Origin of the sequence: Pseudomonas sp. NCHU5216 (genome assembly GCF_052156495.1) — a bacterium.
Classification (GTDB): domain Bacteria; phylum Pseudomonadota; class Gammaproteobacteria; order Pseudomonadales; family Pseudomonadaceae; genus Aquipseudomonas.
In genome coordinates this window covers 1-25,921 of the sequence record NZ_JBQLIX010000040.1, presented here as the reverse complement: position 1 = coordinate 25,921, position 25,921 = coordinate 1, and the positions used below count along the sequence as shown (strand labels likewise).

Below are 25,921 nucleotides of genomic sequence, written 5' to 3'. Positions count from 1 at the left end.
AGTGACCCCTCATGAGCAGCCTCGCCGTCCATCTGCATACTTCACCGGAACTGCCGAACAAGGTACTGAACCACGCCGACGATATCGCCAGCACCCTGGCGGCGGTGGGCATCGACTATCGCCAACTGGAGCTGCCGGCCACGCTGCGCCCTGGCTGCGAGCAGGCCGAGTTCGATGCGGCCTATGGCCTGTGGCTGCAGGCCCTGATGGGTGAGCAGGGCTACGTGCAGCAGGAGCTGTTCAACCTGCAGCGCAACCACCCGCAGAAGCTGGAGCTGCGCGCCCGTCATCTGGACGAGCAGGTGCAGGGCTCGACCAGCGCCTGGTTGTTCCTCGCCGGCTTCGCCCAGCTCAGCCTGCACCTGGATGGCCATGTGTACGTGCTGCAGGGCGAGCGTGGCGATCTGCTGACCTTGCCGGCCGGCACCCGCCACTGGTTCGACCTGGGGCAGGAGCCGCATGCCCTGGTGCTGCGCCTGAGCGCCAGCGACGAGGCGCCCGCGCTGACCGGCGAGGAGATCGCCAGCCGCTTCCCGCGTCTGGGTGACTGACGCAGAGGGAACCCGGGCAGGGCGCCGGCTATCCTAAGAGGACAACCCTTCGCACAGGAGTGTCCTCATGGGGTCTACCCTCAGTAGCCTGATCGGCCTGGCCATCTTCGCCCTGGATATCTGGGCCATCATCAACGTGCTGAAAAGCAACGCCGAAACCGGCATCAAGATTCTCTGGGTGCTGCTGATCCTCTTCCTGCCGGTGCTGGGCCTGATCATCTGGGCGCTGGCCGGGCCGCGAGGTAACGTGCGGATATGAGGTGCCTGTGGCTGCTGGCGTTGCTGTTACCGCTCGGCAGCGCCGCAGCAGGGGCGGACGACGCCTGGCAGGCCCTGCGCGAAGGCCGCGCGCTGTTGCTCATGCGCCATGCCACGGCGCCGGGCACCGGGGATCCGGCGAACTTTCGCCTGGGCCAATGCGCCACCCAACGTAACCTCGATGCCCAAGGGCGCGCCGAAGCGCGGCGCTGGGGTGAGTTGCTGGCGCGTCAGGGTATCGAGCAGCCGCGCATTCTCAGCAGCCGCTGGTGCCGCGCGCTGGATACCGCCAGCGGCCTGCAGCTTGGCCCGGTGCAGCCGCTGGCGGCACTGGACTCCTTCTTTCAGCAGCGCAGCGACGGCGCCGAGCAGACCGCCGAGCTGATCCGCACGATCAATCAATTGCCGGCCGGTGCGCCGCTGGTGCTGGTGTCCCATCAGGTCAACATCACCGCCCTGACGGGGATCTTTCCCGCCTCCGGCGAAGGGCTGATTCTCGCCTTGCCGCTAAGTCCGCGCGCCCAGCCGCTGGCACGCATTCCTGCGCCTTAGTCGCGCTGATGCACGGATACCCCCGCCGCGAAGGTTTCCCGTACCGCGCGGTCGTCGCCGAGCATGGTCAGGGCGAACAGGCGTTCTTCCAGGCTCCTGGCCTGCTGCATGCGATAACGCAGCAGCGGCGTGGCGTGGTAGTCGAGGACGATGAAGTCGGCGTCCTTGCCGGGCAGGAAGTTGCCCAGTCGTTCGTCCAGATACAGCGCATGGGCGCCGCCCAGGGTGGCCAGGTACAGTGATTTGAACGGGTCGAGCTTGTTGCCCTGCAACTGCATCACCTTGTAGGCCTCGTTCAGTGACTGCAACTGGCTGAAGCTGGTGCCGGCGCCCACGTCGGTGCCCAGGCCGACGCGTACGCCATGGCGTTCCAGTTTGTTCAGGTCGAACAGGCCGCTGCCGAGGAACAGGTTGGAAGTGGGGCAGAAGGCCACCGCCGAACCGGTTTCGGCCAGGCGCTGGCACTCCTCGTCGCACAGGTGCACGCCATGGGCGAACACTGCGCGCGGGCCGGTCAGGCCGTGGTGGTGGTAGACGTCGAGATAGCCCTGGCGCTCGGGGAACAACGCTTTCACCCACTCGATTTCCTGGCGGTTCTCCGACAGGTGAGTGTGCAGATACAGGTTCGGGTACTCGCACAGCAGCTTGCCGGCCAGCTCCAGTTGCTCGGGCGTGCTGGTGGGGGCGAAGCGCGGGGTGACGGCGTAGTGCAGGCGACCCTTGCCGTGCCAGCGTTCGATCAACGCCTTGCTTTCGGCGTAGCCACTCTCGGCCGTGTCGCACAGGTAGTCCGGGGCGTTGCGATCCATCAGCACCTTGCCGGCGATCATGCGCAGGTCGAGCTTTGCGGCCTGCTCGAAGAAGGCGTCCATCGACTGCGGATGCACGGTACCGAACACCAGGGCAGTGGTGGTGCCGTTGCGCAGCAGCTCCTTGAGAAAGATCGCCGCCACTTCGCTGGCGTGGGCCTTGTCGGCGAACTGGCGCTCGGTGGGGAAGGTGTAGGTGTTGAGCCAGTCCAGCAGTTGTTCGCCGTAGGAGGCGATCATGCCGGTCTGCGGGTAGTGCACATGTGTATCGATGAAGCCTGGGGTGATCAGCGCGTCGGGGTAGTGCTGGATCTCCATGCTAGCCAGCTTGGGCAGCAACTCGGTCGCCGCACCAACCTCAGCGACCTGGCCGTTCTCGATCAGCAGGATGCCGTCCTCGAAATACTGGTAGGAACGCTCGACGCCGACCTGCGTCGGGTCGGCGAGGCTGTGCAGGATGGCGGCGCGGTAGGCCTTGCGGGTGTTGCTCATGGTTCAAATCTCATGCGTAGGGTGCGCTGCGCGCACCGAAGAAGTGGGTGGTGGTGCTCGCGGCGCACCCGACTCGATCAGGAGCGACGTGAGGCCGGCAGCAGCCTGGCAATGCTGGATTCGCCCTTTTTCACGTCCTGGCCGAAGGTGGCGTTGTAGCTGGCGATCACCTCGCCAGCGATGGACACGGCAATCTCCATGGGCAGCTTGCCCTTCACCTCGGGCAGGCCCATGGGGCAGCGCATGCGCGCCAGCGATGCGTCGTCCAGGCCGCGTTGGCGCAGGCGGTGCTCGAACTTGACGCGCTTGGTCTTCGAGCCGATCAGGCCGAAATAGGCGAAGTCGTCACGGGCAAGGATGGCGGCGCTCAGCTCCAGGTCGAGGCGATGGTCGTGGGTCATGACGATGAAGTAGCTGCCAGGGGGCATGCTCGCCACTTCATCGATCACGTCGTCTTCGACGATCTTCTCCACGCCGGGCGGCGTCTGCTCGGGAAATTCCTGCTCGCGCGCGTCGATCCAGCGCACCTGGCATGGCAGGCTGGCCAGCAGCGGCACCAGCGCGCGACCGACGTGGCCGGCGCCGAACACGGCGATCTGCGCCTGCGGCTGGCCCATGGGCTCGAACAGCAGCACGGTGGCGCCGCCACAGCACTGGCCGAGGCTGGCACCGAGGGCGAAGCGCTCCAGGCGAGTGTCCTGGGTGCGGCTGGCGAGCATCTCGCGGGCCATGGCCATGGCCTTGTATTCCAAGTGGCCGCCGCCGATGGTTGCAAAGATGCGCTCGGCGGTGACGACCATCTTCGAGCCGGCATTGCGCGGGGTTGAGCCGCGCTCCTCGATGATGGTCACCAGCACGCAGGGCTCGCCCTTGTCCTGCAGCTCGGCGAGGGCGCTGATCCAGTTCATGAGCGGCAAGCCTCAGGTTGCAAGCGCACTTGGTTCATGCGCTCACCTCGCTGCTTTCTTGAGCTTGCGGCTTGAGGTTTGCCGCTTGTAGCTGCTGCACGCCCCAGAGCACACGCTCCGGCGTGGCTGGGGCGTCGATCTGCGGTTGCACCTTGTAGTCGGCCAGGCTGGCCACGGCATCCTTGATCGCGCACCAGGCGGCGATGCCGAGCATGAACGGTGGCTCGCCCACGGCCTTGGAGTGGAACACGGTGTCCTCGGGGTTCTTGCGGTTTTCCACCAGCTTGACGCGCAGGTCGAGGGGCATGTCGGCGATGGCCGGGATCTTGTAGCTGGCCGGGCCGTTGGTGAGCAGCTTGCCCTTGTCGCTCCACACCAGTTCCTCGGTGGTCAGCCAGCCCATGCCCTGGACGAAGGCGCCTTCCACCTGGCCGATGTCGATGGCCGGGTTCAGCGAGTCGCCGACGTCGTGCAGGAGGTCGGCGCGCAGCATGCGGTATTCGCCGGTCAGGGTATCGATCAGCACCTCCACGCAGGCCACGCCATAGGCGTAGTAGTAGAAGGGCCGACCGGCGGCCTTGTCACGATCGTAATAGATCTTCGGCGTGCGATAGAAACCAGTGGAGGACAGCGACACCTGGCCGACATAGGCCTGCTGGATCACCTGCTCGAACGACAGGTAGTGGTCGCGCACGCGCACCTGGCCGCCCTTGAACTCCACGTCCTCGGCATACACGCGGTACTCGTGGGCGAGAAAGTCCACCAGACGCTGCTTGATGGTTTCGGCGGCGTTCTTCGCCGCCATGCCGTTGAGGTCGGTGCCGCTGGAGGCAGCGGTGGGCGAGGTGTTGGGCACCTTGTCAGTGTTGGTGGCGGTGATCTGGATGCGCGCGATGTCCACCTGGAACACCTCGGCGACGATCTGCGCCACCTTGGTATTGAGCCCCTGGCCCATCTCGGTGCCGCCGTGGTTGAGGTGGATCGAGCCGTCGGTGTAGACGTGGATCAGCGCGCCTGCCTGGTTGAGGAAGCTGGAGGTGAAGCTGATGCCGAACTTCACCGGGGTCATGGCCAGGCCCTTCTTCAGCACTGGGCTCTTGGCGTTGAAGGCGCGAATTTCTTCGCGACGCTTGGTGTAATCGCAGCTTTGCTCCAGCTCGGCGGTCATCTCGTGGATGACGTTGTGCTCGACGGTCTGGTGGTAGTGGGTAAGGTTGCGCTCGGTCTTGCCGTAGTAGTTGCGCTTGCGCACTTCCAGCGGGTCTTTGCCCAGGTGGCGGGCGATGGCGTCCATCACCTCCTCGATGGCGACCATGCCTTGCGGGCCGCCGAAGCCCCGGTAGGCGGTGTTCGACGCAGTGTTGGTCTTGCAGCGATGGCCGTTGATGGTGGCGTTGCCGAGGAAGTAGGCGTTGTCGGCGTGGAACATGGCGCGGTCGACGATGGCCCCGGACAGGTCGGGTGAATAGCCGCAGTTGCCGGCCAGATCCATCTCGATGCCGTGCAGCAGGCCGTCATCGTCAAAGCCCACGTCGTATTCGACGTAGAAGGGGTGGCGCTTGCCGGTCATGCTCATGTCTTCCATGCGCGGCAGGCGCATCTTGGTCGGTCGCCCGGTGAGGTGCGCGATCACCGCACAGAGGCAGGCCGGGCCGGCGGCCTGGGTTTCCTTGCCGCCGAAGCCGCCGCCCATGCGGCGCATGTCGATGACCACCTTGTTCATCGATACGCCGAGCACTTCGGCCACCAGCTTCTGCACCTCGGTGGGGTTCTGCGTCGAGCTGTATACCAGCATGCCGCCGTCTTCGCTGGGCATCACCGAGGCCACCTGGGTTTCCAGATAGAAGTGTTCCTGGCCGCCGATATGCAGGCTGCCCTTGAGACGGTTCGGCGCGCTGGCCAGTTGGCGGGCCGATTCGCCGATGCGATGGCTGTGGCTGTCGAGCACGAAGTGCTTCTTGCGCAGGGCCTCGACCACGTCGAGCACCGGCTCCAGGTCTTCGTATTCGATGATCGCCGCCATGGCCGCCTGACGCGCTGCCTCCTGGCTATCGGCGGCCACCGCCAGCACCACCTGGCCGACGTACTCCACCTTGCCGTCGGCCAGCAGCGGGTCGCCGGCGAACACCGGGCCGATGTCCAGTTGCCCCGGTACGTCATCCTTGGTGATGGCGATGGCCACGCCGGGAATCTCGTAGCAGGGGCGGGTATCGATGCGCAGGATGCGCGCATGGGCGCGGTCGGACTGGCGCGCATAGACGTGCAACTGGTTGGGAAACTCCAGGCGGTCGTCGACGTACAGTGCTTCGCCGCAGACGTGTTTGTCCGCGCTCTCATGCTTGATGCTGCGGCCTACGCCGCTGGTCATGCCGGCGCGGAACAGCGCGGCCAGTTCGTCCTGGGGCTTTTCGGCGGCGTGCTTAGACATGGGCGGTCACTCGGGTGGCAGTGGCGGGGGCGCTCAGTTCGAGGAAGCACTTGCGCAGCAGGTTCTGCGCCGTGAGCAGGCGGTATTCGCGGCTGGCGCGAAAGTCCGAGAGCGGGGTGAAGTCTTCGTCCAGTGCGGCGCAGGCGCGCTCGATCAGGGCCTGGTCGAAGCGGGCGCCCTGCAATATCGCTTCGCAGGCGCTGGCGCGTTTGGGAATGGCGGCCATGCCACCGAAGGCGATGCGCGCTTCGCGTACCACGCCCTCTTCGAGGGTCAGGTTGAAGGCGGCGCAGACAGCGGAGATATCGTCGTCCAGGCGCTTGGAGACCTTGTAGGCGCGCAGGCTCTGATTCGACCGTGCGCGCGGCACGATGATCGTCTCTATGAATTCGGCTTCCTGGCGTGCGGTGACCTTGTAGTCGAGGAAGTAATCCTGCAGCTCCAGGGTACGGCGCTGGCCGTTGCGGTTGAGGACGATCCGCGCGCCCAGGGCGATCAGCAGCGGCGGGGCGTCGCCGATGGGCGAGGCGTTGCCGATGTTGCCGCCCAGGGTGCCCTGGTTGCGGATCTGCAGGGAGGCGAAGCGCTGCAGCAGTTCGCCGAAGTCCGGGTATTCGCTGGCCAACACGCCATGGCAATCGGAGAGGGCGGCGGCGGCGCCGATTTCGATGGTGTCGTCCGTCACCTCGATACGCTTGAGCTCCTCGATGTGGCCGACATGGATCATCACCGGCAGCGGGCGGTGGAACTGGGTGACCTCCAGGGCCAGGTCGGTGCCGCCGGCCAGCAGACGGGCCTGCGGGTTGGCGGCGTAGAGTTCGGCCAGGTCGCTCACGGTCAGCGGCAGCAGGCAACGCTTGTCGGCGTCGGCCAGCTCGGCGGTTTCTCGCGGGGCGATGGCTTTGAGGCGCGCCAGGGTGTCGGCTTCGCTGGCGTCGAACTGGTCTGCCTGGCGCTGGCTGCAGGCCTGCTCGGCGGCGTCGATGATCGGCCGGTAGCCGGTGCAGCGGCAGAGGTTGCCGGCCAGCGCCTCCAGTGTGGCGTGCTTGTCGTAGCCGTTGCCGTTCTTCTGCAGGGCGAACAGCGACATGACGAAGCCGGGGGTGCAGAAGCCGCATTGCGAACCATGGCAATCGACCATCGCCTGCTGCACGGCGTGCAGCTTGCCCTGGTGCTTGAGGTCTTCCACGGTGATCAATTGCTTGCCATGCAGGCTGGCGACGAAGGTGAGGCAGGAATTGAGGGTGCGATAGCGCAGGCGCTCCTCGACCACCTCGCCGACCACCACGGTGCAGGCGCCGCAGTCACCGGAGGCGCAACCCTCCTTGGTGCCAGTCTTGCGCAGGTGTTGGCGCAGGTATTCGAGCACCGTGAGGTTGGGATCCAGGGCGTGCTCGGTGCGCAGCTCCCGGTTCAGTAGAAACTGGATCAAGGTGACCTCCAGGCGTTTTATTCTTCTCGGTCATCGGTTTGCAGATGGCGAGCACGCGGCAAGGCCCGACTGGTTGACCTTGCGGCAATCTAGGGTTTTCTGACTTTTTGGTCAATATTTTTTGACTTTCAGGTCAGTTCTGCTGCAGTGATTCGATTGCAGGAATGCTAGCGGCTTTCGTGCCAGGGTGGTGGTGTGTGGATGTAAATGGAAAGGTCAGGCGTGGAGGGTATTTGGGACTAGACTGGCAAGTTTGTGTGAGTATGCTTTTGTTTTCGGTGTAAAGCTGCTTATCGTGCTCTGCTGATGGCTCCCGTTTCGCCCCCGGCGACCTTCTTTTGTCAAACGCCACAAAAGAAGGCAAAAAGGCTTGGCCCCGCCATCCGGCCCCGGCTGCGCCGAGGTTCGTTCGTTCCATCGCTGCTCCGAGGGCCCGCCGCGAAGGGCCATCCCTGGCCAGTCACGGCTCTCGGCTTTGGCATCCTGCGTCGCTCTACCTCCTGCATCCATGCAGTCGTCGCGGCATCCATGCCGCTCAACCCTCTACACAACGATTCCACTCACCCTCCTGAAGGGGTCACTCGCGCGCCTGAACGAACGGGCACTCCATAGGTTGCTCGGCGTGTTCTTGTGGTTATGAAATCGCGATTGGGTCGTCGAGTTAAACCAATAGTTTCATTCGCGTAGGGCGTACTCGCGAAGCAGTACGCCGTTGGTGGGAGTATTGGACGTGAGCCATGGTGCCGAACTCGGCATGGCCCGGCGGACTGTTCGCTGGCGCTCCTGAGTCCGCCCTACGGCTGCCCCGATCAAGCGCGTAAGAGTCCCATGGAGTAACCGCAGGTTCAGGCGCGTGCAGAGCCCGCCCAGGAGGGCGAACGGAGTCGTCGTGGAAGAGGTTGAGCGACATGGATGTCGCGAGAGCCGCGATGGGCCAGGGATGGCCCACCGCGGCGGGCCTCTGGAGCGATGATGGAGTGAGCGAACCCTGGCGCAGCCAGGGCCGGATGATCGGGCGGAGGTTTTGGTTACTTTGCCCGCAAAGTGACTCGCCCGGGAGGGCGAAACCGAAAACATCAGCAAAAACGCGGCAATTCGGAACAGACTCCCGGACAACCGGCAATCCAACACACAAACTTGTCAGTCCGCTACCAACAAGCCCCCACGAAAACCCCGGCCGCAAACGCGGCCGGGGTTTCTGGAGGAGTGGAGTGCTTCAGGAGTGGCTCAGTTGTGACTCGCTCAACTGATGTTCTTCACCCGCATAGTACGCCCGCACCCTTGGGTTCATCACCGCGCGCCAGAGCGGCGGGATTACCGCCAGTACCACCATCCCGGCATAACCGTTGGGCAACTGCGGGCTGTCGTCGAAATGGCGCAGCACCTGATAGCGACGCTTGGCGTAGGCATGGTGGTCGGAATGACGCTGCAGGTGAAAGAGAAACAGGTTGGTCAGCAGGAAGTTGCTGTTCCAGGAATGCCGCACATTGGTGCGTTCGTAGCGGCCGTTGTCCAGTTTGCGCCGGTGCAGGCCGTAATGTTCGACGTAGTTGACGATCTCCAGCAGGGTGAAGGCCATCGCCGCCTGGCCGAGGAAGAACAGCGCGCCCAGCCAGCCCAGGGCCAAGGTGAAGCCGAGCAGCATCAGTGCGCTGAGCGCGTACCACCAGATCAGCTCGTTGCGCCAGTGCAGGGCGGGCAAGCCGCGCCGGCGCAGGCGTTCGGCCTCCAGCTTCCAGGCATTGAGGAAGTTGTGCTTGTAAGCGTGCGGCAGGAAGGCGTAAAGGCTCTGGTCGTAACGCGAGGACGAGGCGTCTTCCGGCGTTGAAACATGCACATGGTGGCCGCGCACGTGCTCGACCTTGAAGCCGGCGTAGCACACCGCGGCTAGCAGCAGGCCACCGGCGCGTTGCTCCAGCGCCGGATCCTTGTGGATCAGTTCGTGCGACACGGTAATACCGATGGCGCCCATCACCGTGCCCACCGACATGATCCAGCCCAGTCGGCCGACCCAGCTCCAGGCCTCGTAGTTGACGAACACCCAGGCACTCCAGGTCAGCATGCCCAGCAGCAGGGGGACGCAAGCCAGGGTCAGCAGGCGGTAGTAACGCTGCGCCTCCAGGGCAGGTACTTCACTGCCTTCTTCGGGGTTCGCCGGGTCGCGGCCGACGATGAAGTCCAGCAGCGGAATCACGCCGAACACCAGGCCGATCACCATCCAGGCCCAGGCATCGGCATGCGCGCTGCCGAGCGAACAGTAGTAGCTGAAGGGGATGCCCAGAACCGGGATCAGCCAGAACCAGTAACCGATCTTCTTCAGGGTGATCATCCAATGCGAGGGCAGACGCTCGAACATGGTCGTTTCCTTGCTGTCAGGTTTTTGTTGTGGTGTTGTAGGATTGTAGGACAATAATTTTTCATGACTACCTCAGCAGACCCGACCTTTAGAAGGGTGAGAGCGGTGTTGCGAGGCTTGGCCCGTTACCGCCCTGTGCTACACTCGCCGCCAGCTTTTTCTGGCCCGCCAACCCTGGCGGCCACCCTGTGGGCCACCGCAGGCAGCGCCAAGCAACGCACCCGGCGTTGTTCGCGTTCGCCCAGCCGTGACGGTGTGCCCAGACGCGAACGACTGCCCCTGGATCGACGTAAATAAGGAATGTCATGACGTTCAAGGCCCCGGACAGCCTCGCCGAGCAAATCGCTCATTACCTGGCCGAACGCATCATCCGCGGTGAGCTCAAGGAGCGTGAGCGCATCCAGGAACAGAAGGTCACCCAGGCGTTGAATGTCAGCCGGGGGTCGGTGCGCGAGGCGCTGCTGATCCTCGAGCGCCGTCATCTGATCGTCATCCTGCCGCGCCGTGGCGCTCAGGTGAGCGAACTTACCCCGCACAAGGTGCAGAGCCTCTACGCGCTGATGATCGAGCTGTACATTCTGCTGGCCCGTGCGGTGATCGAGCGCTGGCAGACGGACAGCGATTTGGCGCCCTTCCTGCAGATTCAGCAGCGTTTGCTGGAAAGCCTCCAGGGCGGCGATATCGACGCCTTCGTCGCGGGTAGCTTCGACGTCATGCGCGCGGCGTTCCCCTTCGCCGACAACCCTTACCTGCAGGAGATTCTGGAAAACCTGTTGCCGGCCATCAGCCGCACCTACCACCTGGCGCTGGAACGGCGCAAAGGCGAAATGGGCCAGTTCATGGGCACTTTCGCCAGCCTGCTGCAAGCGATCATCGCCCGCGACGAGGTGCGCGCCTACCAGGTGCTGCGCGCCTATGGCGAGCACAACTGCCGGCTGGTGCTGGCCGCCCTGGCCGAGCGTTAAGCCCAGATGCGCCTGAAGAGCATCAAGCTGGCCGGCTTCAAGTCCTTCGTCGACCCGACGACGGTGAGCTTTCCCAGCAACATGGCGGCGGTGGTCGGGCCCAATGGCTGCGGCAAGTCCAACATCATCGACGCCGTGCGTTGGGTGATGGGCGAGAGTTCGGCGAAGAACCTGCGCGGCGAGTCGATGACCGACGTCATCTTCAACGGCTCCAATACGCGCAAGCCGGTGACCCAGGCCTCCATCGAGCTGATCTTCGACAACAGCGACAACTCGCTGGTGGGTGAATACGCTGCCTTCGCGGAAATCTCCATTCGCCGCCGGGTCACCCGCGACGGGCAGAACACCTATTTCCTCAACGGCACCAAGTGCCGCCGCCGCGACATCACCGACATCTTTCTCGGTACCGGCCTGGGGCCGCGCAGCTACTCGATCATCGAACAGGGCATGATCAGCAAGCTGATCGAGGCCAAGCCCGAGGAGCTGCGCAACTTCATCGAGGAAGCCGCCGGCATCTCCAAGTACAAGGAGCGTCGCCGCGAGACCGAGAATCGCATCCGCCGCACCCAGGAGAACCTGGCGCGCCTGACCGACCTGCGCGAGGAGCTGGAACGCCAGCTCGAACGCCTGCACCGTCAGGCCCAGGCGGCGGAGAAATATCAGGAATACAAGGCCGAGGAGCGTCAGCTCAAGGCGCAACTGCTGGCCCTGCGCTGGCAGGGCCTGAACCAGCAGGTGGGCAGCCGCGAGCAGGTGATCGGCGATCAGGAAGTGGCCTTCGAGGCCCTGGTGGCCGAGCAGCGCAGCGCCGATGCCAGCATCGAGCGCCTGCGCGACGGCCATCACGAACTCTCCGAGCGTTTCAATCTGGTGCAGGGTCGCTTCTATTCGGTGGGCGGCGATATCGCCCGCGTCGAACAGAGCATCCAGCATGGCCAGCAGCGCCTGCGCCAGTTGCAGGATGATCTGCGCGAGGCGGAAAAGGCGCGCCTGGAAACCGAATCGCACCTGGGCCACGACCGCACCCTGCTGGCTACCCTGGGCGAAGAACTGGAGATGCTCCTGCCGGAACAGGAGATGACCGCCGCCGCCGCTGAGGAATCCGCCGCCAGCCTGGAGGAGGCCGAGGCCGCCATGCACGGCTGGCAGGAGCAGTGGGACGCTTTCAACCAGCGCAGCGCCGAGCCGCGCCGCCAGGCCGAGGTGCAGCAGTCGCGCATCGCCCAGCTTGAGCAGAGCCTGGAGCGTCTGAGTGAGCGTCAGCGCCGGCTGAACGAAGAGTTGCAGCAACTGGCGGCCGACCCCGAAGACGCCGCCATTCTCGAGCTGAACGAGCAGCTTGCCGCTGGCGAGCTGGAGCAGGAAGCTCTGCAACTGGCCGAAGAGCAGCAGGCCGAGCGCTTGCAGCAACTGCGCGAGGAACTGCAGCAGGCCAGTCAGGCCCAGCAGCAGGCGCAGGGCGAACTGCAACGGTTGAACGGTCGCCTGGCCTCACTGGAGGCACTGCAGCAGGCCGCGCTGGACCCGGGGCAGGGCGCTGGCGACTGGCTGCGCGAGCAAGGTTTGCAGCAGCGCCCACGCCTGGCCGAAGGGCTACGGGTGGAGGCCGGTTGGGAGCTGGCGGTGGAGACTGTGCTCGGCGCCGACTTGCAGGCCGTGCTGCTGGATGATTTCGCCGGCCTGGATTTCGCCGCGCTGGAGCAGGGTGAGCTGCGCCTGGCCAGCCCCGCCACGGGTGGTACGCGCCGTGCCGGCAGCCTGCTGGACAAGGTGGAGTCCAGTCACGACCTGTCGCCCTGGCTGGCCAGCGTGCGCCCGGTGGAGTCGCTGGAGCAGGCGCTGGCCGCGCGTGCACAACTGGCCGAGGGCGAGAGCCTGATCAGTCGTGACGGTTACTGGGTCGGCCGGCACTTCCTGCGCGTGCGCCGCGCTGCCGAGGCGGACAGTGGCGTGCTGGCCCGTGGCCAGGAGCTGGAGCGTCTGCAGCTTGAGCGCGAGGAGCGCGAAGCGGCTCTGACGCAACTGGATGAACGCCTGCTGGGGCTGCGCGACGAGCAGCGCCAGCAGGAAGAGGCGCGCGAGGCGCAGCGCCGCCAGGGCCAGGAACTGGCGCGACAGTTGGCCGAGCTCAAGGCGCGCTTGTCCGCCAGCCAGGCCAAGGCCGAGCAGCTGGGTCTGCGCCGCCGTCGCCTGCAGGACGAGTTGCAGGAAGCGGCCGAACAGCGCGAGATCGAGCAGGAGCAACTGGGCGAAGCACGTCTGCAATTGCAGGACGCGCTGGACGCCATGGCCCAGGACAATGAGCAGCGCGAAAGCCTGCTGGCCAGCCGTGACAGCCTGCGCGAGCGCCTCGACCGCGTGCGGCAGGAAGCCCGTCAGCACAAGGATCACGCCCATCAGTTGGCGGTGCGCGTGGGCTCGCTCAAGGCCCAGCACGACTCCACTCGCCAGGCGCTGGAACGCCTGGAGCTGCAGGCCGAACGCCTGCATGAGCGGCGCGAGCAACTGTCGCTGAACCTGGAGGAGGGCGAGGCGCCGCTGGAAGAGCTGCGCATCAAGCTCGAAGAACTGCTCGAACGGCGCATGGCGGTGGACGAGGAGCTGCGTCAGGCGCGCCTGGCTCTGGAAGACGCCGATCGCGAGCTGCGTGACGCCGAAAAACGCCGCACCCAGGCCGAGCAGCAGGCGCAACTGCTGCGCAGCCAACTGGAGCAGCAGCGCATGGATTGGCAGTCGCTCAACGTACGGCGCAAGGCCCTGGCCGATCAGCTCGCCGAGGACAACTACGACCTGCACGGGGTAATCGCCACGCTGCCGGCCGAGGCCACGGAGAGCGCCTGGGAAGAAGAGCTGGAGCGCATGGCGGCGCGTATCGCCCGCCTCGGGCCGATCAACCTCGCAGCCATCGACGAATATCAGCAGCAATCCGAGCGCAAGCGTTATCTGGACGCCCAGGACGCCGATCTGGTGGAAGCGCTGGAAACCCTGGAAAACGTCATCCGCAAGATCGACAAGGAAACGCGCAATCGTTTCAAGGAAACCTTCGATCAGATCAATGGCGGTTTGCAGGCACTCTTTCCAAAAGTTTTCGGTGGCGGCAACGCTTATTTGGAACTCACCGGCGAAGATTTACTCGATACGGGGGTGACCATCATGGCGCGGCCCCCGGGCAAGAAGAACAGCACCATCCATTTGCTCTCCGGTGGAGAGAAAGCGCTGACTGCGTTGGCGCTGGTGTTTTCCATCTTCCAGCTCAATCCGGCGCCGTTCTGCATGTTGGATGAAGTGGATGCACCGCTGGACGACGCCAACGTCGGTCGCTATGCGCGGCTGGTCAAGGAAATGTCGGCAACGGTGCAGTTCATCTACATCACCCACAACAAGATCGCCATGGAAATGGCCGATCAACTGATGGGGGTGACCATGCACGAGCCGGGTTGTTCACGTCTGGTGGCAGTGGATGTCGAAGAGGCCTTGGCCATGGTGGAGAGTTGATGCGTCTGCCTGTGTAAAGTTGCCGTTCGTCGTGCTAGTTTATTGCCCACTTTGTTACACGCGGAAAACGTCAGGCAGAACATGGAGTTGGCACCGCGTTTTATAGTCGAGTTGTGATCCGATTGTCGGGATCTTTTTTTCACCAGAATTATCAAGGGTCAGGTATTACATGGAATTCGGTCTGCGCGAGTGGCTGATCGTTATTGGCATCATCGTTATCGCTGGCATTCTGTTCGACGGCTGGCGCCGTATGCGCGGTGGCAAGGGCAAGCTCAAGTTCAAACTCGATCGCAGCTTCGCCAACATGCCCGATGACGACAGCGATCCGGATCTGCTCAGTCCGCCGCGGGTGGTGCAGCGCGACCAGGATCCGCAACTGGACGAAGACGACCTGCCGTCGATGAGTGCCAAGGACTTGCCGCGCCGCCCGCGCAACGAGCCGCAGCAGGGCGACCTCAACCTGGCCGTCGACGAGCCGGTGCCGACCCTGCTCAACCCGGTCGACGACGAACCCAGGGAGCCGAAGAAAGCCGCCAAGCCGGCTGCCGAGGCCGCGCCGGTGGAAGAAGTGCTGGTGATCAACGTGGTGGCCCGCGACGACTTCGGCTTCAAGGGCCCGGCACTGCTGCAGAACATTCTGGAAAGCGGCCTGCGTTTCGGCGAAATGGACATCTTCCACCGCCACGAGAGCATGGCCGGCAATGGCGAAGTGCTGTTCTCCATGGCCAATGCCCTCAAGCCCGGCACCTTCGACCTGGACGACATCGAAGGCTTCAGCACCCGTGCGGTGAGCTTCTTCCTCAGCCTGCCCGGCCCACGTCACCCCAAGCAGGCCTTCGACGTCATGGTCGCCGCCGCGCGCAAGCTGGCCCATGAACTGGGCGGCGAGCTGAAGGACGACCAGCGCAGCGTGATGACCGCGCAGACCATCGAACACTATCGCCAGCGTATCGTCGAATTCGAGCGCCGGCAGTTGACCCAGAAACGCTGAAGAGCAGCGGCAAGCTGCAAGCCCCAAGTTGCAAGCCGAGCGCTTGGCTTGGGGCTTTTTCGTTCTTGCCGCTGGAAGTTTGTCGCTTGAGGCTTATGTGATGACCGACGCCGCCCAACGTGTTGCAGCCCTGCGCCAGGAGCTGGACGCGCACAATTACCGTTACTACGTGCTGGACGAACCGAGCATCCCCGATGCCGAGTACGACCGCCTGTTCCGTGAGTTGCAGGCCCTGGAGGCCGAGCATCCGGAGCTGGTGACGCCGGACTCGCCGACCCAGCGTGTCGGTGGCGAGGCCATCAGCGCCTTTGGCGAGGTGCGTCATGAGGTGCCCATGCTCAGCCTCGGCAACGCCTTCGAGGAAGAGGATCTGCGTGCCTTCGACCGCAGCGTGCAGAGCGGCCTTGGCCTCTCCGGTGCTGACCTGTTCAGCGGCGGTGCCGAAGTGGAATACAGCTGCGAGCCCAAGCTCGACGGCCTGGCGGTGAGCCTGCTGTACGAGAACGGCCAACTGGTGCGGGGCGCCACCCGTGGCGATGGCGCCACCGGCGAGGACATCAGCGCCAACGTGCGCACCATCCGCAATGTGCCGCTCAAGCTGCAGGGCGAGGGCTGGCCGCAGGTGCTGGAGGTGCGCGGCGAGGTGTTCATGCCCAAGTCCGGTTTCGAGGCGCTCAATGCGCGCCAGGCCGAGAGCGGCGGCAAGACCTTCGCCAACCCGCGCAACGCTGCCGCCGGCAGCCTGCGTCAGCTCGACCCGAAGATCACCGCCAGCCGCCCGCTGGAGTTCTGCTGCTACGGCGTCGGCCAGGTCAGCGGCGAGCTGCCCGGCACCCAGGTGGCCATGCTGCAACAGCTCAGGGCCTGGGGCATTCCCATCAGCCGCGAGTTGAAGCTGGCCAAGGGGGTGGCGGCTTGCCTGGACTACTACCACGATATCGGCCAGCGGCGCATGAGTCTGGAATATGACATCGACGGTGTGGTGTTCAAGGTCAACAACATCGAAGACCAGCAACAACTGGGCTACCGTGCGCGCACGCCGCACTGGGCCATCGCGCACAAGTTTCCGGCGCAGGAAGAACTGACCGAACTGCTCGACGTGGAATTCCAGGTTGGCCGCACCGGTGCGGTGACCCCTGTGGCGCGCCTCAAGCCGGTCAAGGTGGCCGGGGTGATGGTGGCCAACGCTACGTTGCACAACATGGACGAGGTAGCGCGCCTTGGCGTGATGATCGGCGACACGGTGATCATCCGCCGTGCCGGTGACGTGATCCCGCAGGTGATGGCCGTAGTGCCCGAGCGTCGCCCGGCCGCTGCACGGCCCGTGCATATCCCCGAGCAGTGCCCGGTGTGCGGCTCGGCGGTGGAGCGCACGCAACTGATCAAGCGCAGCAAGGGCAAGGAATCGGTCAGCGAAGGTTCGGTGTACCGCTGCGTCGGTCGCCTGAGCTGCCAGGCGCAGCTCAAGCAGGCGATCATCCACTTCGTCTCGCGTCGCGCGATGGACATCGAAGGCCTCGGCGACAAGACCATCGAGCAACTGGTGGACGAGAAGCTGATCGGCTCGCCGGCTGACCTGTACAAACTGACCTTCGAGCAGATCATCGGCCTGGAAGGTTTCGCCGAGGTGTCCAGCAACAAGCTGCTGGCAGCCATCGCGGACAGCAAACGGCCGACCCTGGCGCGTTTCATTTACGCCCTCGGCATTCCCGATGTCGGCGAGGAAACCGCCAAGGTGCTGGCCCGTTCCCTGGGTTCGCTGGCGCGTATCCAGCAGGCTCTGCCCGAGGTGCTTACCTACCTGCCGGATATCGGCCTGGAAGTGGCGCACGAAATCCACAGCTTCTTCGAGGACGGGCACAACCAGCAGGTAATCGAGGCGTTGCTGGGTGAGTGCGGCCTGCAACTGCAGGAGGAGGGCGAGCTGGGCGCCGAGTTCAGCAAGGTCGCTACTCCGGGTGGCATGCTCGACAAACTCAATATTCCCAGTGTTGGCCCCGGCGCGGCGCAGAAGCTGGCGGATGCAGCCATGGCGCGGCTAGCGCTCAGCGGTTCGACTACGCCGGAAGAAGATGTGCGTCTCAAGCATGTCATCGCCCTGACTCAGGACTGGCTGGATCTATCGACCCTCAAGGGCATCAATGAGAAGGCCAAGCAGGCGCTACGAGAATACTTTGCTGATCATCAGCGCGTTAACGATGCGACAGCCATTGAGCAGCAGTTAGAGGCTTTCGGCATGCATTGGAGCTCTACCAAGAAGGTTGTCGAAGGCTTGCCTCTAGCCGGCCAGACCTGGGTGCTGACCGGCACCCTGGAGGTGATGAGCCGCGACGTGGCCAAGGGCAAGCTGGAAAGCCTGGGAGCCAAGGTGGCCGGCTCGGTATCGGCCAAGACCCACTGCGTGGTGGCTGGTCCGGGCGCCGGCTCGAAGCTGGCCAAGGCCAGCGAACTGGGAGTGAAGGTGCTGGACGAGGCGCAGTTTCTCGACCAGCTCAAGGCCTATGGCATTGAGCCATAGACTCAGATAACAGGCCGTTTAAAAACGTAAGCGAGGCAGCCAGTGCAAGGCAAAAACAGGCGAAAAAGTGGAGTTTACGAGCTGTAAATAAGCATTTTGATCGGACTCGCGCACGAGCCTGTTTTTAACGCAGCAATGGCAACGCAGGTAGTTTTTCAACAGCCTGATAAGGCTTCGGCCAAGGGCGAGAGCCCCCGAGGCGCTGTAGGAGCGAGCTCTGCTCGCGAAAATGCGTTCGCGAGCAGAGCTCGCTCCTACGGAGTCTGTTCAAGCAGAAGTAGCCCGGATGCAATCCGGGAAAATAGGCCAGCCCTCTGGCTGGCGGCTCAGCGCTCGCCGCGCGGCATAGCCAGGGTCTTCTGGCGCAGGATGTAGATGCTCACGCAAATGGCGCTGGTGAGCATGAAGGCCCGGGCCCAGAAGTGCGGCACCAGGTAGCTGGACAGGGCGATGCTCGACCACATCAGCACCAGGCTGTAGACCTTGGCCTTGAGTGGAATGCCCTCGCCAGCGAGGTAGTCGCGGATCCACGGGCCGAGCTTCGGGTGCAGCACCAGCCACAGGTAGAAGCGCCGTGAGCTGCGCATGAAGCAGGCGGCGGCCAGCAGGAGAAAGGGGGTGGTCGGCATCACCGGCAGGAAGATGCCGATGACGCCCAGGGCGACACTCAGCCAGCCCAGCGCCAGCAGCGCGTAACGCACGCTGCGATGACGGCTTTCGCGCACTTCGCGAGGCATGGCCGAGCGGCAGGGATCAGTGGCGCGGCTTGAGCAGGGCGGGCTTTTCTTCCGGGGCCTGGCACAGCAGGAAGAGGGCGGTGAGCAGTTCCGGAATCTGCTCGACCATGCTGTCCACCAGGTCGTGGTCACGGGCGATTTCGGCGAATTCCTGCTGCTCGTCGAACAGGCCGGAGCCGACCATGATCGGCAGCAGCAGCTCGCTGACTTCGTCTTCGGCATCCTCGAACCAGACCGCTTCGCGCAGGAACACCCCTTCCATGAAACCGATGCACCAGCCGCGCAGGTCGGAGTCGTCCGGCTCATCGCCAAGGTCGAGGTCGCAGGGCAGCTCCGGCTCCTCTTCGCCGGCCAGTTGGCGGGCGATATGAGCCTTGAGATGCACCAGGGTGGTTTCGATCTCTTCGCGTTCGGCGTCGCTGCGGTAGTGCGGTGGTTCGGCGAACAGCGCGTCGATCCACTCGCGCTCGGGCACCTGCTCGGGGCAGATGGCCAGCGCCGTCAGGTAGCCATGGGCGGCCACGTAGTCCAGCGCTTCTTCATGCAGTTCGTCGGCATCGAGGAAGGCTTGCAGGCGGGACAGTTGCTCGGCGAAGGACATCGTGGCGTTACCTTGAGGCTGAATGCGAGGCTGGATTCTATCAGGCTGAAGGAAAACTACCTACGCCGCGATGTCGAGGCCATCGGGCAGGGCGTTGCCCTGCACGGGGCCAGAGTGCGGCATAATGCGCGGCTGGATTTCGGAGGCCTTCATGCTCGACCACGCCATGCGCATTCTCAAAGACGTTTTCGGTTACGACGCCTTTCGTGGCAATCAGGCTGCGATCATCGAGCGTGTGGCCGCTGGCGGCGATGCATTGGTGCTGATGCCCACCGGCGGTGGCAAGTCGCTGTGCTTCCAGGTGCCAGCGCTGATGCGCGAGGGCCTGGCGGTGGTGGTATCGCCCTTGATCGCGCTGATGGACGATCAGGTCGCCACCCTCGACGAGTTGGGCGTGGCCGCCGTGGCGCTGAACTCCACGCTGAGCGCCGACGAGCAGCGCGAGATCGCCGAGCGCATTCGCCGTGGCGAGATCAAGATGCTCTACCTGGCCCCCGAGCGCCTGGTGCAGCCGCGTATGCTGAGCTTCCTGCAAGGGCTGGAGATCGCTCTGTTCGCCATCGACGAGGCGCACTGCGTGTCGCAGTGGGGCCATGACTTCCGCCCCGAATATCTGCAGCTCGGTCAACTCGCCGAGTTGTTCCCGCAGGTACCGCGCATCGCCCTGACCGCCACGGCGGACAAACGCACCCGCGAGGAGATCGTCCAGCGCCTGCACCTGAACGACGCCGAGCGCTTCCTCTCCAGCTTCGACCGGCCGAACATCTTCTATCGCATCCAGCCCAAGGACAATCCGCGCAAGCAGTTGCTGGCCTTTCTCGCCCCGCGCAAGGGCGATGCGGGCATCGTCTACTGCCTGTCGCGCAAGAAGGTGGAGGAGGTGGCCGAATTCCTCAGCAGTCAGGGCTATCCGGCGCTGCCTTATCACGCCGGCCTGGCCAACGACCTGCGCGCCTATCACCAGAAGCGCTTCCTCAACGAGGAAGGGCTGATCATGGTGGCCACCATCGCCTTCGGCATGGGCATCGACAAGCCCAACGTGCGCTTCGTCTGCCACCTCGATCTGCCCAAGTCGCTGGAGGCCTACTACCAGGAAACCGGCCGCGCTGGCCGCGATGGTCTGCCGGCCGATGCCTGGATGGCCTACGGCCTGCAGGATGTGATCTTCCTCAAGCAGATGCTGGCGAACTCCGAGGGCGACGAACGGCACAAGCGCATCGAGCAACACAAGCTCGACGCCATGCTGGCGCTGTGCGAGGAGCCACGCTGCCGGCGTCAGGCGTTGCTGGCCTATTTCGACGAGGAGCTGCCGCAGCCCTGTGGCCACTGTGACAACTGCATCGATGAGGTACAGACCTGGGATGCCACCGAGGCCGCGCGCCAGGCCTTGTCGACCATCTACCGCAGTGGCCAGCGCTATGGCGTCGGCCATCTGGTGGACATTCTTCTGGGGCGCGATAACGAGAAGATCCGCAGCGCCGGCCATCAGCACCTGGCGGTGTTCGGCATGGGCAAGGCGCACAGCGAGAGCGAATGGCGCACCCTGTTCCGCCAATTGGTGGCGCGCGGCCTGGCCGACGTCGACCTGGAAGGCTTCGGCGGCCTGCGCCTGACCGAGGCCTGCCGGCCATTGCTGCGTGGCGAGGTGAGCCTGCAACTGCGTCACGATCCCAAACCGGCGCAGAGCGCCAAGGCCTCGTCTTCCGGCAGTGCAGCCAGCCAACTGGTGCGCGGCCACGAACGCGAGATGTGGGAGGCGCTGCGCAGCCTGCGGCGCAAGCTGGCCGAGGAGCACAGCGTGCCGCCCTACGTGATCTTCCCCGATGCCACGCTGCTGGAAATGCTGCGCAGCCAGCCAGCGTCGCTCAGCGACATGGCTCAGGTCAGCGGTGTCGGTGCGCGCAAGCTGGAGCGCTACGGCCAGGCCTTTCTCGATGTGCTCAATGGCGGCGAAGAAGCGCCTGCGCCCGCGCCAATCGCCGATCTGCGTCACGAGCTGGTCAGCCTGGCCCGTGCCGGCATGACCCCGGCACAGATCGCCAGTCAGCTGAACTGCAGCGAGCGCAACGTCTACAGCCTGCTGGCGGAAGCCATCGGCAAGCAGCAACTGAGCCTGGAGCAGGCGCTGGATCTGCCCGAGGAACTGCTCGGCGAGATTCAGGATGCCTTTCTCGACGGCGAGGGCGAGTTGCCCCCGGTCAGCGCCATCGCGCCGCTGTTCGCCGGGCAGGTGGAGGAGGCGGTGCTGCACTGTGTGCGGGCCGCCTTGCTCGCGGAATTCGAGGCCTGACGTTCTGTCATTGCCCGCACCCTGCTAAGGTATGCTGAAGCTCCCGTAGAGTGAGATACCTGTGCCGACCTACCGTGCTTGGCTCAACGACATCCGCCCCAGTCCCTATGCCGACCAGTTGAACATGGGTTTCCGTGGCCTGCGTTTCGTCCGTGGGCTGGAGGCCGAATATCGAACCCATCTGCTGGAAGAGCTTTTCGAGCTCAAACGTATCGCCCTGAGCATGGGGGTGCTCATCTGGGTGGCACTGGCGGTGCTGGACAGTTTCATGATCCAGGGTGTGCACCTGTGGTGGATGCTCGCCGTGCGGCTGCTGGTGCTGATCGTCCTGCTGGTCTGTGGTGTGCTGATCCTGCAACGCCGCCATCCGCATCTGCTGCAGCCACTCAGCCTGCTGTGCATCCTGGCGCTGGGCATCGGCACCGCACTGGACATCGGCATCGCACACCGGGCCGACCCGCATTACCCCTATGAAGGGCTGTTTCTGGTGAGCATGGCCGCCTACTTCCTGGTGGGCTTGCGCCTCACCGAGGCGGTGATCTGCGCCTCGTTGGTGCTGCTGGTGTACGTCCTGGTCGAGATCTGGGCTGGCTTGCCACCAGCGCGTCTGCTCAACAACCTGTTGCTGCTGGTGGTCGGCAACCTGATGGGGGCGGTCGGCTGCTATCTGCTGGAATACAAATCGCGCGAGCATTTTCTGGTCAGCAACCTGCTGCAGTTGCTGGCTGATCACGACAGCCTCACCGGCTTGCACAATCGGCGCAGCTTCAACCGCCATTTCGAGCGCATTTGGCGGCAAGCGCAGCGCAATGGCCAGTCCCTGGCCCTGTTGCTGTGCGATATCGACCACTTCAAGGCTTACAACGACCGCTATGGCCATCAGGCTGGCGATCGCGCCTTGCAGCAGGTCGCTGCGCTGATCGAGCAGGCTGCCCGCAGGCCACTGGATATGGCGGTACGCCTGGGGGGCGAGGAGTTCGGCCTGTTGCTGTTCGACATCAGTGCCGAGGAAGCCATGTTGCGCGCCGAGTCCTTGCGCCAGTCGGTTACCGAGGCGGCCATCGAGCACCTGGCTTCGGATACCGCCCAGGTGCTGAGCCTGTCCATCGGCGTCGCGGCCATCACCCCGGGCAGCGGCCAGGAACTCAGCCACCTGTATGCCCATGCCGACCGTGCCCTCTACGAGGCCAAAGCCTTCGGTCGTGACCGGGTGGCGAGCTGATCCGCAGCAACTGAAACGCGCCGCGACAAAAGGCAGGCTTGCTCTGAGGCCGAGGTTATGGCTAGCTGACTAATAATTAGTTTTTGACCTTTGTAAGAGCCGATTCACTCATGTCCTACCCTGATCAACATCGTTTCGCCATGCAAGTCGCTCAACTGTCACGCGCCTGGCGCTCCGAACTCGACCGCCGTTTAGTTGGCCTTGGCCTGTCCCAGGCACGCTGGCTGGTGCTGTTGCACCTGGCACGTTTCGCGGAAATGCCCACCCAGCGCGAGTTGGCGCAGAGCGTCTGCGTCGAAGGGCCGACCCTGGCGCGTCTGCTCGACAGCCTGGAAGCGCAGGGGCTGGTGAGCCGCGTGGCGGTGCCCGAAGATCGCCGAGCGAAGAAGGTGGCACTGCAGCCCAAGGCGCAGCCGTTGATCGAGAAGATCGAGGCGATTTCCACCCAACTGCGTCAGGAGGTCTTTGCTGGTATCGACGAAGAGGATCTGCGTCGTTGCCAGCAGGTGCATGCCCGGGTGCTGGCCAACCTGCAAAAAAACTGAGTTGGGTAGCTACTACACACGAGCAATTGCTCGCCAAACCAAAGAGTAAGCACAACCATTCGGCAGGCCAGTGGTGTTGGTGTCCATTTTTTGACATAAAGCGCTTGCTGGTGCCTGGCTTTCGTCGGCAAACTGGTGGCATTGTGCTGTTTTGTGAAGCAGTCGTCACTGGAGTGAGGCGAGGCCAACAGGCTTCTGCGCTTCTGAAGTGCTGTCCTATCGTTTCGTAAGCTACTCTTCTGGCAAGGGAAAGCCATGACAGGAAGTCCGAAGGTGCTGTGCGAAGTGTAAACCGTGGAGGTCAAATGGCTCGGATGCGTCAGTTGGTTTTGGGAGTGGCCTCGGGCTCCGCTCTCTATTCCGGTATGGTGCCGGCATTGGGGTTGGGCGAGATCACCCTGCACTCTGCGCTGAGTCAGCCGCTGGATGCCGAGATCGAATTGCTGCAGGTCGGTGACCTGAGCAACTCGGACATGAAGGTACGCCTGGCGCCTGCCGATGTCTTCACGCGTTCTGGGGTCGAGCGTTTCTATTTCCTCAACGACCTGCGTTTCACGCCGATTCTCGATGGTTCGCGCAATGTCATCCGAGTGGTGTCCAGCAAGCCGGTACGCGAGCCATACCTGAACTTCATCGTCGAGGTGGCGCGCCCCAACGGCCAGCTCTATCGCGAGTACACCGTACTGCTCGACCCCCCCGGCTCGACGGCTTACAGCAGTAGTGCCGCCAGCATCGCAGCGGCGCAACAGGCACCCGCGCCGAAGCCGGTCGCCGTGGCCACGACCAACAAGACCCCCATCCCCAGCAGAATGCCGCCAGCCATCCTGGGCCAGCGTTACCGCGTGCAGCGTGGCGACAGCCTCTGGCGCATTGCCTCCAACCTGGTCAAGGCCGGCAGCCCGGCCAGCCGCGAAGCGTTGATGGAGGATATCTTCGCCCTCAACCAGAGCGCGTTCGTCGGCGGCAACCGCAATCGCCTGCGGGTCGATCAGAACCTGCTATTGCCGGATTCTGCCGCACCTGCTGCTGCGCCCGTGGTGCAGGCGCCAGTCGCGCAGCCCGCTACACCCTCTGCCGCGGCGCCAGTCACGCAGCCCACTACAGCCTCTGCCACGGCGCCAGCGGTGCAGGCCCCAGTCACGCAGCCCGCTACACCTCCTGCTACGGCACCAGCACAGGCCCCGGCGCCGGCTAGCGTGACGCCCCAAGTCCCTGCTGCAGACACCAATGCCGTACAGGACAACCCTGCCGAACAGGTGACGGACGCCCCGTCTGCCGAGGCCGTTCCCGGTGTGGAACCGGCCATCCCCAGCGAGGCGGTGGCCCAGGTCAACGAGCAATTGCAGGAGGTGTCCGAGCAGAACGCCCAGTTGCAGTCGGCACTGGCGCAGATGCAGAGCCAGTTGGAAGAGCTACGCCAGCAGATGGCGGAAAAGGATCGCCAACTGCAGGCAATTTCCCAAGAGGTGGCACAGCGCCCGCCAGCCGAGGCAGCGACGCAGGCAGAAACCGACGCCGCTACCAACAGCTCGACCCTGGGCTGGAGTTTCTGGTTGGTAGCGGGGTTGCCGCTGCTCGGCCTGGCCCTGTTCGGCTTGCTGGTGGCCTATCGGCGCAAGGCCGAAGAACAGCCGCCGGAACCGGTCAAGGAGACGCCGGCGGTTGCCGTTGCCGAACCTGCGCCTGCTCCTGCATCTGCTCCGGTCAGCCGTCCGGTGGCCGCTCAGCCGGTGGCCGAGCCTGACCCGCTGGAGGGGGCCAACGTCTATATCGCCTATGGCCGTTTCGCCGAAGCCGCCAGTGCACTGCGCCGCTCCATCGAACAGCATCCGCAGCGTACCGATCTGCGTCTGCGTCTGTGCGAGGTGTACGGTGAGCTGGCCGATGAGCCGGCGTTCCTCGATCAGCAAAAGACTTTGCTCGAGCTGGGGGTTCCGGCTGCGCAGATCGAACCGATCAGGGCGCGTTACTTCTCCAACTCCGCCGCCGCATCCGCTTCTGCCGCAGCAGCCGCGAGCCACCAGGCAGTCGCGCCGGAGCCGCTGGTCGACGGCGATTACCAGCTCAACCTCGATGACTTCTCGCTGGATGCCGACTGGGATCTGGTCAGCCCGTTCAAGGCCGAAACTCCAGAGCGGTTGAAGAAGAAGGCGCAGCAGGAAGCTCAGGAAGCCGAAGTCGACGAACATTTCTCCAGTAACCTGCAGGAGTTGCCCGAGGTCTTCGAGATGGGCGAGCAGCCTGCCGAGCCCGAGCCCGCCCCGGTAGACGAATACGTGCTCGACGAACAGTTCCTCGACGCCTTCGACGAGGGCGAAGAGCCGCCGTTGCATGGCATGGATATCGAAGAGCTGGCCGGTGATCCCGAGCACATGACCAAGCTCAACCAGGCGCTGGCTTACATCAAGCAGGGCGATATCGAGCAGGCCTGTGACATCCTCAACGAAGTGATTGACGAGGGTGACGAGCAGGAAAAACAGGCCGCGCGCCAGCTACTCGCCGAGATCGCCTGACCCCGCGGTTCAGGGGACGCCTGAGCTGAACGTCTGAGTTCCTTGAGGGCTCTCTCGAAAACCCGATGCCAGGTTCTGGGATCGGGTTTTTTATTGGGCGGTGCATTTTTGTGAGTTTCTGGTTGATTCTGGGTGTTTTGGACGCCGCTGCGGTGTTTTCAGGTATTACGGATTTCGCCCACTCGGGCGACTCACTTTTCTTTGAAATCGGATTGCCGCCCAGCGCAAAGAAAAGTAAGCAAAAGAAACGCACCCCCG

The 25,921-nt window shown here is 64.2% G+C and carries 18 protein-coding genes; 11 read left to right on the top strand and 7 right to left on the bottom strand.

All coding sequences use genetic code 11. The features are described from left to right. The first annotated feature begins 11 nt into the window (after positions 1-11). The 3 genes from ACSVIK_RS21570 to ACSVIK_RS21560 all read left to right on the top strand — a co-directional run bounded on the left by ACSVIK_RS21570 (position 12) and on the right by ACSVIK_RS21560 (position 1,361). On the top strand, positions 12-551 hold the full coding sequence (locus tag ACSVIK_RS21570) for an acireductone dioxygenase (RefSeq protein WP_442446248.1): 540 nt from the start codon (positions 12-14) through the stop codon (positions 549-551). A 67-nt stretch (positions 552-618) separates the two neighbouring features. Next, a complete protein-coding gene (locus ACSVIK_RS21565) occupies positions 619-810 on the top strand; it encodes a PLDc N-terminal domain-containing protein (protein WP_442446247.1) in 192 nt (63 codons plus the stop codon). Further along, positions 807-1,361 (top strand): histidine phosphatase family protein, encoded by a 555-nt coding sequence (locus ACSVIK_RS21560; RefSeq protein WP_442446246.1) that lies wholly within the window; start codon positions 807-809, stop codon positions 1,359-1,361. Before ACSVIK_RS21565 ends, ACSVIK_RS21560 begins: the two co-directional genes overlap by 4 nt. On the opposite strand, the gene guaD is transcribed toward ACSVIK_RS21560, so the two are convergent. The 5 genes from guaD to ACSVIK_RS21535 form a co-directional block, all read right to left on the bottom strand. Next, entirely contained in the window at positions 1,358-2,662 is a 1,305-nt protein-coding gene (gene guaD, locus ACSVIK_RS21555; RefSeq protein ID WP_442446245.1) for a guanine deaminase, read from the bottom strand. The two genes, ACSVIK_RS21560 and guaD, sit on opposite strands and share 4 nt — an antisense overlap. A 77-nt stretch (positions 2,663-2,739) precedes the next feature. Continuing rightward, on the bottom strand, positions 2,740-3,570 hold the full coding sequence (xdhC, locus tag ACSVIK_RS21550) for a xanthine dehydrogenase accessory protein XdhC (RefSeq protein ID WP_442446244.1): 831 nt from the start codon (positions 3,568-3,570) through the stop codon (positions 2,740-2,742). Positions 3,571-3,604: 34 nt separating this feature from the next. Next, a complete protein-coding gene (gene xdhB, locus ACSVIK_RS21545) occupies positions 3,605-5,998 on the bottom strand; it encodes a xanthine dehydrogenase molybdopterin binding subunit (RefSeq protein ID WP_442446243.1) in 2,394 nt (797 codons plus the stop codon). Beyond that, a complete protein-coding gene (gene xdhA / locus ACSVIK_RS21540) occupies positions 5,991-7,430 on the bottom strand; it encodes a xanthine dehydrogenase small subunit (RefSeq protein WP_442446242.1) in 1,440 nt (479 codons plus the stop codon). Before xdhA ends, xdhB begins: the two co-directional genes overlap by 8 nt. Positions 7,431-8,646: 1,216 nt before the next feature. Beyond that, positions 8,647-9,786, bottom strand: a complete 1,140-nt coding sequence (locus tag ACSVIK_RS21535; protein WP_442446241.1) for an alkane 1-monooxygenase — start codon at positions 9,784-9,786, stop codon at positions 8,647-8,649. 305 nt (positions 9,787-10,091) lie between these two features. On the opposite strand from ACSVIK_RS21535, the gene ACSVIK_RS21530 reads away from it, so the two are divergent. The 4 genes from ACSVIK_RS21530 to ligA all read left to right on the top strand — a co-directional run bounded on the left by ACSVIK_RS21530 (position 10,092) and on the right by ligA (position 17,755). Then, on the top strand, positions 10,092-10,751 hold the full coding sequence (locus ACSVIK_RS21530; protein WP_442446240.1) for a GntR family transcriptional regulator: 660 nt from the start codon (positions 10,092-10,094) through the stop codon (positions 10,749-10,751). Positions 10,752-10,757: 6 nt separating this feature from the next. Next, positions 10,758-14,246 (top strand): chromosome segregation protein SMC, encoded by a 3,489-nt coding sequence (smc, locus tag ACSVIK_RS21525; protein WP_442446239.1) that lies wholly within the window; start codon positions 10,758-10,760, stop codon positions 14,244-14,246. A gap of 169 nt (positions 14,247-14,415) precedes the next feature. Beyond that, positions 14,416-15,237, top strand: coding sequence for a cell division protein ZipA (gene zipA / locus ACSVIK_RS21520; RefSeq protein ID WP_442446238.1), 822 nt, complete (start codon positions 14,416-14,418; stop codon positions 15,235-15,237). 100 nt (positions 15,238-15,337) lie between these two features. Continuing rightward, positions 15,338-17,755 carry an NAD-dependent DNA ligase LigA gene (ligA, locus tag ACSVIK_RS21515; protein ID WP_442446237.1) on the top strand — a complete coding sequence of 806 codons (2,418 nt, stop codon included), beginning with the start codon at positions 15,338-15,340 and terminating at the stop codon, positions 17,753-17,755. Between the two features lie 326 nt (positions 17,756-18,081). Here the strand turns inward: ligA and ACSVIK_RS21510 are convergent, their stop codons facing one another. Continuing rightward, a complete protein-coding gene (locus tag ACSVIK_RS21510; protein ID WP_442446236.1) occupies positions 18,082-18,492 on the bottom strand; it encodes a YbaN family protein in 411 nt (136 codons plus the stop codon). A 16-nt stretch (positions 18,493-18,508) separates the two neighbouring features. Further along, positions 18,509-19,093, bottom strand: a complete 585-nt coding sequence (locus tag ACSVIK_RS21505) for a UPF0149 family protein (RefSeq protein ID WP_442446235.1) — start codon at positions 19,091-19,093, stop codon at positions 18,509-18,511. A 151-nt stretch (positions 19,094-19,244) separates the two neighbouring features. On the opposite strand from ACSVIK_RS21505, the gene recQ reads away from it, so the two are divergent. From recQ to ACSVIK_RS21485, 4 genes are all read left to right on the top strand, one after another. Then, a complete protein-coding gene (gene recQ / locus ACSVIK_RS21500) occupies positions 19,245-21,383 on the top strand; it encodes a DNA helicase RecQ (protein WP_442446267.1) in 2,139 nt (712 codons plus the stop codon). A 61-nt stretch (positions 21,384-21,444) separates the two neighbouring features. Beyond that, positions 21,445-22,605 carry a diguanylate cyclase domain-containing protein gene (locus ACSVIK_RS21495; protein ID WP_442446234.1) on the top strand — a complete coding sequence of 387 codons (1,161 nt, stop codon included), beginning with the start codon at positions 21,445-21,447 and terminating at the stop codon, positions 22,603-22,605. Between the two features lie 110 nt (positions 22,606-22,715). Beyond that, the gene (locus ACSVIK_RS21490; RefSeq protein ID WP_442446233.1) at positions 22,716-23,150 is read left to right on the top strand and encodes a MarR family transcriptional regulator; all 435 of its coding nucleotides are present in this window, start codon (positions 22,716-22,718) and stop codon (positions 23,148-23,150) included. A 305-nt stretch (positions 23,151-23,455) separates the two neighbouring features. After that, on the top strand, positions 23,456-25,663 hold the full coding sequence (locus ACSVIK_RS21485; RefSeq protein ID WP_442446232.1) for a FimV/HubP family polar landmark protein: 2,208 nt from the start codon (positions 23,456-23,458) through the stop codon (positions 25,661-25,663). Positions 25,664-25,921: the final 258 nt, after the last annotated feature.